Here is a 13,720-nt window from a genome sequence, read left to right as displayed (position 1 = left end):
GAGCACCCAATTTTTGCCTTCAGTGGGCATGAGCAATGACCATTTCCATGCCAGGCACCTCCGGGGTGCCACGCAAGCTCAATCCGCGATCATCCAGCCATGATTATTCAGCTCTGCATTCACACGGTAGACCGAGCTCCTAGGGATAATCCAGCCGCCGTAGCTAGGGTTGTTGACGCCGACCCACCGGCGCACGTCAAAGACCACCTGTTCCAGCGGCCCGCTTGATGGGCCGCCACGCACATGTCTCCGCTTGGTAGCGTGGTATTGCGGATCTGGCCCTCAGTGCCGGGAACAACATAAGTGCTCATGGATACCCTCTCGTACTCTACAAACCAGCAGCACGTGCCTTAGCGTCAGCCTCCAGCTTGATCCACTCCTCCTGGCTCATCGGCCGGCCGAGCTGACGCTCGAACTGCTCACGGACATTGCCGACGCCTTCCCGCATGTCTCCCGCTCCAAGCTTCTCTGCGAGCAAGGTACACCCCTATAAACGGTGCCAGATCCCGTAAAGATGTTCGGCCAAGGACATCAAGGAGGTTGCTCTCGATTGGTGGCGGTCCATTATGACGGCTCAGAGACCCTGGTCCTTCCCCTCACGGAATGGACGAGCAACCAGGAGGCACGCTCGTTGGGAACACACCTCCTCAGCACTGCGAGTCGCCACTGGAAGTGTCACGGGGGCGATGAGGTGGTTTTAAACTCTCCTTACCTCTCGCTTTTACGGCTAAAGCTCATGTCCCAAGTTCAGTGGGCCGGGAAGACGCTCTGCCCTGGCCCTGTCCGAGTGTGGGTGAAGATCGTTGACGGATCAGTTGTGTAAACACGGCAACGCAAAGGCAGGTCCAAGCCGTACCAGCTATCACAGAAGCGACTACGTCAGACGGGTAGTGGACTCCCATGTAGACACGGCTAATCGCCACAGCAGCAACCAGAAGAAATCCCGACAAAGCCCAGATCCAACGCGCCCATCGGGAACACCGGGCATTGAGAAAAACATACATACCCCACGCAGCTAATAGCGTCACGCCGACGGTATGTCCACTGGGAAATGAGAAGCCGCTGGCACCAATCAGGCGCTCTACGTCGGGTCGGTCACGCTCAATCAGCTGTTTGGATACTCGAGCGAAGATGCCGCCACCCAGCGCAATGCTGTACATCAGCACCAACTGGTCCCATCGCCTTCGCCAGCACCAGAGGGCAGTTCCACCTACCACCCATACAGCAAGGACCGGTCCATGGAGTTGCTCGACTGCGCTCATTGCACTAGTCAAGTCGGGGCTGCGCATAGCATGAAGCGCAAACAGAACCCGGTCTTCCCAGAGGTCCAGCGGTCCGTTGTTTTCGGCCGCAGTGGCAAGCGCAAGGAAAAGAACAGCTAGCAGGCAAGCCAGGGCAAGCGTTGTCTTAGGATCTTTCGGGACAGCTTCGGCGTGGGTTGACCCGCGCGGGAAGCCGAGCATGGCTGAGCACGTGAATTTCATGGCGTCAAACTACTAAGTGGGTACGAGCTTGAGACGCTGGTCCTTGAGGTGGACTACCTAGCTCGTTCGGCAAGCCATTGAGTCAAGCAAACGCAGCGTACCTAGGCCATGTCGTAGAAATGTCGTTGCCACTTTCCCGCAAACGGGCGCACTCAGTAGTTGCGAATGCAACTCGGCTACGGCCTGCAAAAGAGGCGCGTAAAGAGTCTTGGTCGGTTACGCTGAATCGCCGGGACACCATGCACGAAGGACCGGTGTGATGTCGGATGGTCATATCCGGAGGGCTTCGCTTGGCTGCTACAGAGACGGGAATAGCTGTCGCGGGACTTGTTAAGTTCTCACATCAAGTTTCGCCAGGCGGCATGGCGGAGAACACAACGCAACCAATCCACAGTCTGCGATCTACTAATCGGTTGCCCCCTGGCGCTTGAGACTGCGAGAGACAGTAACCTGGTCTTGAGACGACATTGCTACGACATACCGGTCGTACGCTGAGCATTCTTCAATCGGGACAGAACATCTGCTTGCCTCGATTTATGCATCTTTAGCAATGACCGCAACCTATCAGCATCTCGCCATGTTCGCAGCGCCCTCCTCCATGTCAGGGAACCTTGTCGGCCGTTTCTGAAGTGGTATCCCCAATGGCATCGGCAAATTTACGCATGAGCCTCGACAGCTCCTCGACATCGTGTTCATTCCAGTCCGAAAAAATAGCCTGCGCCATACGCTTCCTGGCGGCGTCAATTCGCGTCGTCATTTCTTTGCCGCGCGCGGTCACGACAGCAACGCGCACTCGGCGATCTCTTGGGCTTTCTTCACGGTCGACCAATCCTAAGGTTTCAAGCTTGGCTACCTGCCGACTGACTGTCGTGTGGTCGCGCCCTACCCGGTCTCCCAGCTCGACCACGCCGATTGGCCCACGTTTCTCAATCAGAACAAGCAAAGGGAACAACGCACGGTCAAGGCCGATGCCAGCCTCTCGAATCATGGCCTCGTCACGCTGCGGACGATTCATAACGCCAACGATCTCGAGGAGCGCACTATGGAGCTGGCGCAGTTGAGCGTCTTTGCGTGTACTTTGCACGGTTTTTGTTGACATGGTGTTTTCTTGACTCATATTATGTGCATAGTACACACAAAAGAGGTATGAAATGGAAAAACAGTTTGCGGCAGAAGTGCTGATTTGCGGCTCTGGCGCCGCAGGATTGACGATGGCGATCGAGCTCGCACGGCGAGGAATTTCCTTCCGCCTGATCGAAAAGATGGATTCTCCCTTCCAGGGGTCGCGTGGAAAAGGAATCCAGCCGCGTACTCTCGAGGTCTTCGAGGACCTCGGGATCCTTGACAAAGTTTGCGCCGTTGGGGGCCCCTATCCACCAGTGCGGCTCTACAACGCCGATGGCAGTGTCACCGACACGGATGATCGCGAGGGTCACGCACTCAATCCAACCGAGCCTTACCAGCATCCAGTGATGATTCCGCAGTTCCACACGGAAAGAGTCCTACGCGAACGCTTGATGGAACTGGGCGGTCACACCGAGTTTGGATGCGAACTCGCAGGGTTTGAACAAGACAGCGATGGAGTATCCGTCCGTCTTAAGGGTGTGCAGGGAAATAAGTCGCTACGTGTTCGCTGGCTCATAGGCGCGGATGGTGGGCGAAGTTTCATCCGGCAGGCTCTCGGAATCGGCTTCCCTGGCAAGACGCTCGGTGTCCGCGCTGTCGTAGCGGACGTTGAGCTGACCGGACTCCAGCGCAACGTGTGGCACAAGTTCAGCGAAGGTGACTTGTCTAAGCAAATCTTGCTGTGTCCGCTGCCCGGTACGGACAGTTTTCAGATACAAGGCCCCATCGCGTCGGAGGGAGAGACAGATTTGTCCTCCGCCGGCCTCCAAGCCATGGTGGCATCTCGTACTGGACGTGATGACATCCTTGTTCAGTCGGTGTCTTGGTCGTCCGCGTACAGCATGAACGCACGACTCGCCGACAGCTACCGTGAAGGGCGGGTCTTTCTCGTGGGTGATGCCGCTCACATCCACCCGCCAACAGGAGGCCAAGGGTTGAACACAAGCGTACAGGATGCTTACAACCTCGGCTGGAAGCTGGCTGCAGTAATCAAGGGTGCGACGCCTGAGATTCTCGACACTTATGAGGAAGAACGTCGCCCGGTGGCTGCGTCCATGCTGGGGCTCGCCACAAAGCTCCTGGATGCGGCAGGACAAGGCCAAATGCAAAGAGGACGCGAAGTGCGTCAACTCGATATCGGCTATCCCCACTCTTCACTTGCGCTCGAAGAGCCCAAAAGAGCATACGGATTGCGGGCCGGCTACCGCGCGCCCGACGGACTGGTGCGTGGAGCGGCTGGTCAACCCATACGGATGTTCGACTTGTTCAAGGGGGAGCACTGGACATTGATTGGCTACGAAGTCGAACGCGCCCTAGTCACTCCTCGCACGGGGTTGCACATCCACACGTTCGGAGAGTATGGCGATCTTGTTGACGATGACGCTGAATATCTTAAGGGGTATTCAGTGCGCAAAGGCGACTGGGTTCTTGTTCGACCAGATGGGTATGTCTGTGCCATTGTGGCGAGTCACTTCATTGCCGTACTCGAAACCTATCTCACATTGGCTGGAGTCAATTGATCGCCCTGGCTTCAGCGCTTTGCTTCACCTCAGAACATATTGCGCGCCAGGTGCTCACTTCCACTCGAAATCAAATATAGCTCTACCTATGAATACCACGGCGCATTCAGACCTTTGGCCAGCCTTTCAGCAGGCCAATCGATCTCGCAGAGCAATTCGTGAGTTTCAGGCCACGCGCATCTCTTCCGAAGATATCTACGACCTGGTTGGGGAAGCCGCTTTCGCCCCCTCGAGCGGCAACCTTCAACCCTACGAGTTCCACTGGGTCCGAACGCCATCGGCAAAGGAAGCTGTCGCCCGCGCTTGCAATGGACAAAGGGCAGCCAGTACGGCGGCCGAATTGCTTGTCGTAGTTGCAAGCCCTGCGCTGGGTAAGAAAACAGCGCTGACTCAACTCGCCTATATCGATTCGTACAGTTCCATGGAGCCAAAATCGAAGGAGTACCACCGCAAGCAGATCGGCAAGTTCCAAAAAATACTTGGAATTGGAGGATCTTTGCTTTTGTCCCCTGCTCTTTTCATCGCAGCAATGATTCGCCCAACCCTCTCTCTGCTTCCGATCGGGCCTATCGGCAGCAGGCATTGGGCAGCTCGTAATGCGATGTTTGCCGCCCAAACACTGATGCTCGGTGCGGCTGCAAAGGGGATCGATTCGTGCCCGATGGAGGGTTTCTCAGCAACAAAGGTAGCGGCCATCCTCAATCTTCCACGTGGTTCGGTCGTGCCGTTAGTGATTGCATTGGGATACCGCGCAGATACCGCACGAATCGAAAAGCGGTGGCGCAGGTCTATGATGGACGTGGTCGTTCCGCACTGACCATATGCATCTGGTATGCCGTTTGCAGAAACAGCACGTTCAGCGTCCGGGCGAATCGTACGGACTCAAAACGAAGGCGCCGAATACCCTTCCTGCAAACTCGCAGCAGATCCATTTGCTGCAGGATGAGCTCGAGCTCGGCAAAGCGTTGCAGCACGCGCTAAACCCGTCCAATTTATCCGCGCAATGGGTCCGGCTCACAGAATGTGCAAAAAGGCTACTGGCAGCTGAGACCTATGCACTGGCAGGTCTGGACATAGGCAGACCTGATGGTTCTAGACTTGAGCTCCTGAACTGAATGTGCAAACAGTCCATCCCGACCCCAGTGATTATGCTGACTGCACGCTCTGAGCGTCGCCGATCGTGTCAACGCACTCGACTCGGGCGCGGATGATTACCTGGCCAAGCCATTTACTTTAGAAGAGTTCCTTTCGCGCGCGAGCTCTCATCCGCCGCGGGGACGGATTCGCCAGGCGCGTTGTGAAATTCCTTGATATCAACATTGACATCGAGGCGCGTCTTGTTGATCAAGGGGGGCGTAAAAATCGAACTTGCACCCATCGATTTCTCACTGCTGACGGAGTTAGCAGGCCGGCAGGGACGAGTGCTCACCCGGACCTTCCTGGAACAAGCGCTGGAAATGTCCCCGCACAAAGATATCTCACAATCGTCGTACCAATGTCCAACCGAGCTCACGCCTGCTAAGGAGAACTGCGCGTGAAATCAATCGTCGCAGAGGTTCCAACGGACAGAGAAGACTCGAGGGTTAAATGCCATCCAAAGCGTTCACAGATGCGCTGCGTGAGGAAAAGTCCCATCCCCGCACCTCCCGGGCGCCGTCCGGACTGCTTCAGCGATTCAGTGAAGCGGTATGCCGATTGGGCCGCGTCGAACCCAGAGCCTGAATCACGGATGACCAGTCTTCCATCCTTGACAGATACGTGAATCTCGCCTTCATGAGTGTGTTCAGCCGCATTTCTCAGCAGGTTCCCTGCGGCAATGCAAACCATCGACTCTGGAGCATGAACGGTGAGAGGCTCAATAGTATCGAGCACATAAAGAACTGGTTTTCCAACGAGGAGGTAGGCATGGTCCCCCACCAGGTCAGGAATGAGGCCATGCAAGATGGTGACCTGCCGGCGCTCCTCGGGCCCCGGCTCCCGCGACAAGTACAGCAAAGCCTCCATGATTTGGGTGAGGCTTTCCACGGCTTCGTCGATGCGGTGCAAGGGGCGCTGTGCGCGATCGGGCAACTGCTGCTTGTGCAGTACATCGGCTGCGCCAGAAATGATGGCTAACGGGGTGCGAAATTCGTGGCTGGCCTGATCCAGCAGATGGCGCTCGCGCTCGATGGCAAGCTCTACGCGTTCGAGGTGGGCATTTGTTTCTTCTGCGATGACATTGAGCTCTCGCTTCAGATAACTTGCAGAAATCCGCTGAGAGGGCTTCAGGGGATCAAGCGCCCGCATCCGACGGGCGAGATCCTTGATGGGGCGTGCAAGGCTGACATGCAGCCACCAAATCACCAACCCGATCATCATCATGTTGAACAACAAGAACAGCACGCTGAGCTGGACGCTGCCGTTCTGCTCGTCTTCCAGTTCAGTCAAATCGATCGCAACCACCAATCTACCTTGAGGCATGGCCGTGACCAAGGCCGTATAGCTTCGCACGCGATTGGCCGCGTCAGCTCCGTCAGAAAAGGGCCCCCATCGTGGTGTAAGTATTGACGTCACCCCGGACAAAGGCGATGAGTCGGCAAGGTCGTCCAAATCCCCTTCCCGGTAGTACCCAGGCTCAAGCGTACCTAGGAAAGCAGGCATATCTGGAGGTAGCTTCCCATTCGCTCCAATCAACCATCCTCTGATCGCCCCCTCTGTCGGTAGCGTGTCGCTGAGGTCTGCCATGGAAGACTGCAGCACGCTTCTCGTGCTCGATTGCAGAACATGATGCCAAATGGGATGTTCGATCAACCCTTGGCTCAATTTGCCATGCACAACTAGCGCCAATGCCAGCATCAGTCCGAACATCAGCAGACTGGCATTGATCAACCACTGAAGGCTGCGAAATTGCCACGGGAACTTCATTCGGATGACTTGCCCAAGCGATATCCCGTTCCCGTGATCGTATGGAGAAGCCTACCCTCCCCGTTCTGATCAATTGCGCGTCTGAGGAGATGCATGTGGGAGCGCAGCAAATCCCCCTCGGGCGGATCATCACCCCAGATAAGGCGTTCGAGGCGGTCGCGGCGCACCGTTCTGGGAGACTCGCGCATCAGCAACTCCAATATGTTCCTCGCCGTGCCAGACAGCGAGATGGGACGGGGACCTCTTGCAACTTCAAGACTGTCGAGGTTGAACGCCAGATCGTCTACACGCAATGTGCGTCCCGTGGTAGCCCTCGCCTGCGCGCGGTTAACCATGACCCGCAATCGGATCTCCAGCTCGGGCAGAGCTATCGGTTTGACCAAATAGTCATCCGCTCCCTTCTCGAACCCTAACAGCTTGCCCTCGAGCTGATCCTTGGCAGTGAGCATGATGATGGGGGTCACACATCCATGGTCTTCACGAAGCTTTTGTAGGACGCTCATGCCGTCCATCCTTGGGAGCATCCAATCCAGAATGATTGCGTCGTATCGATTGTGAACTGCAAGATTGAGACCGGAACTGCCATCGGGTGCCGCATCGGGAATGTGGCCACAAGCTTCCAGGTAGTCAAAGATGTTTGCGGCCAGCGCTCGATTGTCCTCAATGATGAGAATTTGCAAAGGTATCGGGTGCGAAATTCGGGTGGTCACTTGATCGGGTGTCTCTCAGCGAATTCTTGAACGTTCAACGTGACTATCAAGCCGGCAGCAGCCAGCGGACAGAAGCCACAACTGCGGCAACCATCCCAAAAACAGCACAGAGCAGAGACAGGTTCACCGCCCACTTGAGCACATTGTAGAGAGGCCTATTTCGCTCTCTAATGCGCCGGCCTGCGGCAAGAACAGGCGCCAGATTGGCAAAGAGCGCACTAACAAGACCTCTCTGGTCGCGCGCATCGTTGGGTGTTTGGAGTGTGCGCGCAAGTAAGGAGTACGCCTTGTTGAAAATCCGACCAGGAAGCGACATAGGCCTGCGGATGTCGCACATCAGGATCAATCGTGGGGCATCAGTGTCGTTCGTCACAAAGTGAAGATAGGTTTCATCGAACACAAATGCATCCCCATCCTGCCAGGACTTCTCAACGCCATCCACATTAATGAAGCACCGCGTCGAATTCGGGGTTTCCAGCCCGAGGTGATATCGCAAAGAACACGCCAACGGGTCGGCATGAGGAGAAAGCCTCGACCGTGGTGGAAGTACCGTGAACATTGCCGCCGTGACATCCGGAAACCTCGAAAGAATCTCAAGTGTCTTGGGACAGTCAGCTGAAGCTGAAGGGTACGTGTATCCATACCACGACAAGTAATAGCGACTCCAACCGTACTTGTAGAAGGTCCGGAAACCCAAGTCAAAAGATGCCGGAGTTCCTTCAGTACGTGGATCTTCAAAACCGCCTCTGGCCTGCATTGCGAGAGCCTCGTCACGGATGATCTCCCAATGACACGCTAATTCGTCTAGGTTAGAAAATCGCTCAGGTTTAACGAAAGGTCCTCGCGCCCAGGGCCGCGTGAAGAGATACAGCACGGTATTTGGAAGGGCAAATACGGGCCAGCTCTTGCGCAAGTACTGCTTAAGGCTGGCATACCGCGCTTGGCCACGATAGTTGAAGACGTAAGCCATGGATCCTATCCAGCCTACAGCCAACAATATGAGCAAGGTGGCAATCACGGCAGCGCTCCTGGCGGTTGACAATCAAGCGCCAACGTTCCAAACGCGGTATGCATCAGAAGCTCCGGGAGAACCCGAGCATGACCGAGCTCTCACCCTTGGTGTTGGACTTCAGCAGTGGGCTGTCGGTGATCTTGCTGGGCAGGAATTTGTATTGCACGGCACTGATGAACCGCCATTGCTGCCCGATTGGGTGGATATAGGTCAGGCCCAATGCCGGGATCGTGGCAGCGCCCGGCTTGTAGTCCACAACTCCACGGGCCACTTCGTCTTTGAGCGTGCCGTAGTAGTAGTTGGTCAGGTCCTTGGACAGGTAGCTCACGCTGATGCTGGGCGTGAGGCGGCCACGGCCGATTTCAAAGTCGTAGCCGTACTTGGCAGTTAGCTCAAACCCTTCGCTGGCACCGGTGACATCGCCCTTGGCGGTCAGCTCGAAGTTGCCCTGCGCACCGCGCCAGGACGCAGCCAACCCGAGGTCCAGGCCGCTGTCACGGTCATCCAGCAGATCGCGGTTGATGCCGTTGCGGGCCAGCTCCGACGTTCCAAAGTCCTTGGCCTTGATGCCGTCCATGCGCAGCGATGCGATGGCATCCAAGCTGAAGGATTTGTTGTGGATCAGATGGGCGCCAGCGGTCAGTCCGCGGAAGTAAAAGCGTTCGCCCTCATAGTGCAGCAGGGGAAGTGCCGTGGTCTTGTTGCCCTCGCCTGCATACGGGCTGTCCGATACGGCAAGGCCCAAGCCGAGGCCCCAGCGGGCGGTCGTTGGCGAAGACTGATCCTGTGCCTGTGCGGCAGCAAGGGTTGGCAGTGCCAGAAGGCAGGCCAGGACTGAGCGGGTGGTGTTCATAGCGCCAGAAGTACTGAGTGGTTGCGATGTGGAAGTGCTCGACTTCAAAGCGGTCCAACCCCGCAGGGTTCAGCAGCCTTTGAGTCGAGCAAACGCAGCGTACTTCTGGCATGTCGCAAGAATGTCGTCGCTGAAGGTGCCCTCAACCTCAGCAATCGGCTCATCACTACAGGCTTGGCAACCAGCCAACGCTCACCCTAAATTGCTGAAAGACGATCAAGAGATGGAGCAGTAAACCTCGCTCTTCAAAGAACAAGCAGGTAGTGCACCTGCACTATCGAGGCTTGTCGATCACACCTGATAGGCCGCGAGAAAAACCTGTACACCTCGATGCGCGGCGCCCTCTAATGCCTCTTGTGAGGGGGTGTCGATCGCATGCAGTAGAAATCCAAGGAAGAACTCTGACTCCAGAAGGCCGCACAGATGTTGCGCGGCGACATGGGGATCCGCTCTACGAAGGGTGCCTTCATCCATCGCAGATCGAACGAGGTCCGCCACTTTTACCTCGTATGGATTGACGATCTGGGTATATACGGCACGGCCGACATCTCCATCAGAGGCCGAAAACGCCAACCGTCTGAGAGCCTGGAAGCGCGGCGAGTACAGCGTGCTCAGAAACGACACGCCAAACCGCAAAATCAACTTGTCAATCGGCTCTTGCACCTCTTCACGCGACCAAACGAGCCCACCAGCCTCTTGGTCCGTCGCAGTCAGAAGTGCCTGAAGGAACAAATCCTCTTTGGAAGAAAAGTAGCTGTAGAGCGTACCTTTAGAACAACGCGCAAGAACGCGTATGTCTTCCATCGTCGTGCTGTCGTATCCGCGCTCAGTAAACACACGCACGGCAGCTGCAACCAGCTCGGTTCGTTTGGCCTCTGTCTTGACTCGCAACTTACCCCCTCAAAAAACCTGCCAGTTCGATTAAACAACACTCATGTTAAACTCCAAAAGCGAACCAACAAGTTCGATTAAGACAAAGGTACTGAAATGGCACACGACAAAAAACAGGTCAAACCATACGGAGCACCACGAATCTGGGAAAGCATGGCGGGCCCCTTGGTGGTGGTGCCCGCCATCATCGGAGGAGGCTTACTTCTCTGGGCGCTTGTAAAAAAGCTGCTCCTGATGGGTGGACTGATTGGTTGATTTTTAGGCACATTGCGCATTGCTCGGGACGTTGTCGACGATCCAAACATCGCGGCCCGCCAGCGCTTGGACCGGCATGTTCGACGCTCGCCCGAGCGAGGCCGGACCGCACTCAGGAACGCAGCATCACTAGCGTACTTTCAAGCTGGGAATCCTCAAGCACGTCCATCCAGATCTGCTCTGGAGTCGGCGAAGACACTACCACGCCAAAGGACCACAGAACTCGTTCGACATGACTGCCAAGCAGAACCAGCTCCTTGTCCGTAGACAGCGAGGCACGCTTCTCGAACAAGCGCCCAAGGTCTAGCGCAAACAGCTCGAACCAATCGCCCAAGCTCACAGCTTCGAGTTCTTTGATGCTCTTGCTCGTGCGCCATCGCTCCATGCTGCCGCCAACGGTGGCGCAAGCCGTGGCAGCGGCACAGAGAAACTGTTCCACATTGAGAAAGGCGTGCCCAAGTGCTGCGTCGGCATCTCGATTTTCGATGAAATGCAGGCGTGCACTGCCTAGTTCCCGAATGCACCTGAGTAGCGCTTCGCAGCAATGAATGTCAGTGGCTGCGAATTCCTCAGCAGAGATGGTTCCCAAACCGGATAAACGGCCTCCAAAATAGTGAGAAGAGAAAGAGGTCGCAATGTGCAGGCCTGCGGCCTCTAGCAGTGGCCTCTGGCGGCTCAAGACTTCCGTTGGAATCTGTGAAGCAACCGCGGCGTAGTACGTCGCCCGACCTGCTTGATGGCGAATGAGTGCTGCAGCTGTACGCATATCCGGGTGGCCGGAGGCGACGCTCCTGACCGATTCCGTAGTCAAGAATAGCTGGCAAGATATTCCTTGGTCAGTTCCCCTGCTGACATGACAGGTACCCAGTCGCACGCTTTGCGAGGTGTATTCGTTCAACGCCTGCCCCCGCACGCGTAGTGAACGGGCAACGTTATCGGTCACCACAATGGTTTCGACGACAAGCATGCCCGTTTGTAGCTCAGGAGCGCTCATAAGACGGCGAAGTGCCGCTTGTGCCTTACCGCTCTTGCGGCTCGAGGGCTCGAACCTGATGGGAGTCCTCAACGGTTCTTGCGCACTGCCCTTGACATCTGGTGGTTGCACTTCAAACTGGCAATTTTTTTTGGGGGCATCAAACGTGCGTGTCTTGACCAGATCATCCAAGAAATGCGAGACCGAGTCGCCAATGAACTGAGCGACTTCAGCCGTTGATGGATCATCCCGTAAGCTAATAAAGTAGTCCAAAGAGCACTTCGCGAACGCACGATTGAGCAATGAAGGATCTATCTCCGTAGTCCCAAAACACCCGACTAGCACCTTGCTCGCGCAGACAGGCATCACAACACAGGTAAATTCCTCGTCGTTCAGGAGCGAATAAGGCTCCATACTCGAAAAATCCGCTTTTGTTGACCCTATTGCCAGGCAGTCAGGAAGCACGAAATGGTTTGGCGGCTCAGCAGCAACAATCCGCCAACTCATCGTTTTGAGGCGCTTGACGCGCATTAATGGCGCCATGTCTCTGTCCAGCGCTCTACTGTGCCCACTGACAATCAGCTCCGGAATCTGATCAAGCAGCAACCTAAACTGTTGAAGGACCACTTGTGCCAGGTCAGGAAGCATCTGAGGGAATTTCTCCCGAGCCCGGAAATGGGCCAGCTTCCCCAAGGCCGTCCTCCCGCTTTCCGGAATAGAACCGAAGCGCTCCAGGATTCCGTCCCAAATGACCTGAAAGAGCATGGAGTCAGACTCGAGGGAGTCAATCTCGAGTAACACTCTTGCACTCTCATTGCTACTCAAGGCGAAGGCGAAGTTGCCAAGCACCTCTGTCGCGGCAGCTGACAGGCTGCCCCTGACAAATGCAGACCTGATTGACAGATGGACTACCACTGCAGCGGCAGCACTCGCATCGATCATTCCAACCGGAGACTCGCGAAGCGCTGCGATCGCCGGCGCCAGGATGAGATTCTCATAGCTTGTGATCTTGTCATCAAGCGAGGGCTCTTCTGATGGCTCCGAGTAGAAATCGCGCTCAGCAGCCACCCCCTTGGTTGAAGAGCGGTAGGGTTGCTGTCCCTTTTTGAATACAAACACCCGTGTAGCGTCTCCCACGACCTGGCCAAACCCTCTTTGCAATGCCTGTGGGATGTAATGCTGCTTTCTACCTGCCAAAGTGCGCCCCTTGGATGCCAGCACAAATGCTGCGATGGACTCAATAATCCCATCAATGCCACCAAGCGCCTAGCGTTGCCTAACGCGAACCATCGTTAATCTTCAGGCACTCTTCAGCGATGCCCCCTGATCGAGCTAGCACTTCCGTTCTGGGATGCCATCAAGCCATCCAGACAAATACGCATTCACAGAGTGACGCCCCACAAGTAGAAGTTCAAACGAGTGGCGAGAGTCCACCCAGTGTTTGGCAAGTCCAGTCGTCATCGTCAGCAAACCCAGCGTAGCTGACTCGGAGTGCATGTCTTTGCGGACTAAGCCCATATATGCCGCCCGTGACCACTCGCGATCCATGAGATCTTTGTAACGCGCGAACAAGTCCGGGCTGCAGGCGACAAGTCGGTTAGAGCATCGGACCATCTTCTGAAGCCGTGGCTCCTCGTTTATCTTGCGCAGCATATTTTCAGCCAGCTTCTGAAGATTAGCCAAAGGGTTTGAAGATGGGTCTGACCTGTGTTCGTCAAACACGTCTTCCCATCCAACCTCTATTCGATCCGCGACACCGCTCATTACTTCATCACGATTCCTGAAATGCCAGTAGATTGCTCCTCGAGTCACTCCTGCCTCGCTCGCGATTCTTGACAAGGAGCAGGAGGGACCGACTTGAAAAAACAATTGCTCAGCAGCATCAAGTATCTGAGACTGGGTAATTTTTGACTCAGGGGTGGCTTTACGAGACATGGCGATCAACTACTCCGTTTTACTCGTGAGTAGCGCCAAGCGTGAAGTCAATTCAACG

12 protein-coding genes are annotated in these 13,720 nt (G+C 55.8%); 3 read left to right on the top strand and 9 right to left on the bottom strand.

The window, feature by feature from the left end; all coding sequences use genetic code 11:
* Positions 1-734: 734 nt before the first annotated feature.
* Both M5C98_RS24800 and M5C98_RS11015 read right to left on the bottom strand, forming a co-directional pair.
* Positions 735-1,160 carry a phosphatase PAP2 family protein gene (locus M5C98_RS24800; RefSeq protein ID WP_442867281.1) on the bottom strand — a complete coding sequence of 142 codons (426 nt, stop codon included), beginning with the start codon at positions 1,158-1,160 and terminating at the stop codon, positions 735-737.
* A gap of 925 nt (positions 1,161-2,085) precedes the next feature.
* Entirely contained in the window at positions 2,086-2,583 is a 498-nt protein-coding gene (locus M5C98_RS11015; protein WP_272552748.1) for a MarR family winged helix-turn-helix transcriptional regulator, read from the bottom strand.
* A 52-nt stretch (positions 2,584-2,635) separates the two neighbouring features.
* Between M5C98_RS11015 and M5C98_RS11010 the strand changes: the two genes are divergently transcribed.
* Together M5C98_RS11010 and M5C98_RS11005 are read left to right on the top strand one after the other, a co-directional pair.
* Positions 2,636-4,129 carry an FAD-dependent oxidoreductase gene (locus tag M5C98_RS11010; RefSeq protein ID WP_272552747.1) on the top strand — a complete coding sequence of 498 codons (1,494 nt, stop codon included), beginning with the start codon at positions 2,636-2,638 and terminating at the stop codon, positions 4,127-4,129.
* Between the two features lie 88 nt (positions 4,130-4,217).
* A complete protein-coding gene (locus M5C98_RS11005; protein WP_272552746.1) occupies positions 4,218-4,946 on the top strand; it encodes a nitroreductase family protein in 729 nt (242 codons plus the stop codon).
* Between the two features lie 701 nt (positions 4,947-5,647).
* Here M5C98_RS11005 and M5C98_RS11000 read toward each other — a convergent pair.
* The 5 genes from M5C98_RS11000 to M5C98_RS10980 form a co-directional block, all read right to left on the bottom strand.
* Entirely contained in the window at positions 5,648-7,033 is a 1,386-nt protein-coding gene (locus M5C98_RS11000) for a sensor histidine kinase (protein WP_272552745.1), read from the bottom strand.
* Positions 7,030-7,743: a response regulator transcription factor gene (locus M5C98_RS10995; RefSeq protein WP_272552743.1), complete on the bottom strand. Its 714-nt coding sequence runs from the start codon at positions 7,741-7,743 to the stop codon at positions 7,030-7,032. Before M5C98_RS10995 ends, M5C98_RS11000 begins: the two co-directional genes overlap by 4 nt.
* A 46-nt stretch (positions 7,744-7,789) precedes the next feature.
* The gene (locus M5C98_RS10990; RefSeq protein ID WP_272552742.1) at positions 7,790-8,761 is read right to left on the bottom strand and encodes an aspartyl/asparaginyl beta-hydroxylase domain-containing protein; all 972 of its coding nucleotides are present in this window, start codon (positions 8,759-8,761) and stop codon (positions 7,790-7,792) included.
* 55 nt (positions 8,762-8,816) lie between these two features.
* On the bottom strand, positions 8,817-9,608 hold the full coding sequence (locus M5C98_RS10985; protein ID WP_272552734.1) for a MipA/OmpV family protein: 792 nt from the start codon (positions 9,606-9,608) through the stop codon (positions 8,817-8,819).
* A 291-nt stretch (positions 9,609-9,899) separates the two neighbouring features.
* Positions 9,900-10,412 (bottom strand): TetR/AcrR family transcriptional regulator, encoded by a 513-nt coding sequence (locus M5C98_RS10980; protein WP_272552741.1) that lies wholly within the window; start codon positions 10,410-10,412, stop codon positions 9,900-9,902.
* Between the two features lie 183 nt (positions 10,413-10,595).
* Between M5C98_RS10980 and M5C98_RS10975 the strand changes: the two genes are divergently transcribed.
* Entirely contained in the window at positions 10,596-10,754 is a 159-nt protein-coding gene (locus M5C98_RS10975) for a hypothetical protein (RefSeq protein WP_272552739.1), read from the top strand.
* 112 nt (positions 10,755-10,866) lie between these two features.
* Here M5C98_RS10975 and M5C98_RS10970 read toward each other — a convergent pair whose 3' ends face one another.
* Positions 10,867-12,948: a DUF4238 domain-containing protein gene (locus M5C98_RS10970; protein WP_272552738.1), complete on the bottom strand. Its 2,082-nt coding sequence runs from the start codon at positions 12,946-12,948 to the stop codon at positions 10,867-10,869.
* Between the two features lie 111 nt (positions 12,949-13,059).
* Positions 13,060-13,662: a TetR family transcriptional regulator gene (locus M5C98_RS24795; RefSeq protein WP_442867262.1), complete on the bottom strand. Its 603-nt coding sequence runs from the start codon at positions 13,660-13,662 to the stop codon at positions 13,060-13,062.
* Positions 13,663-13,720: the final 58 nt, after the last annotated feature.

The sequence above is a fragment of the Acidovorax sp. NCPPB 3576 genome, assembly GCF_028473605.1.
Classification (GTDB): Bacteria; Pseudomonadota; Gammaproteobacteria; order Burkholderiales; family Burkholderiaceae_C; genus Paracidovorax.
Note: the sequence above shows the minus strand (reverse complement) of the source record. Positions and strands in the feature narration are given on the sequence as shown.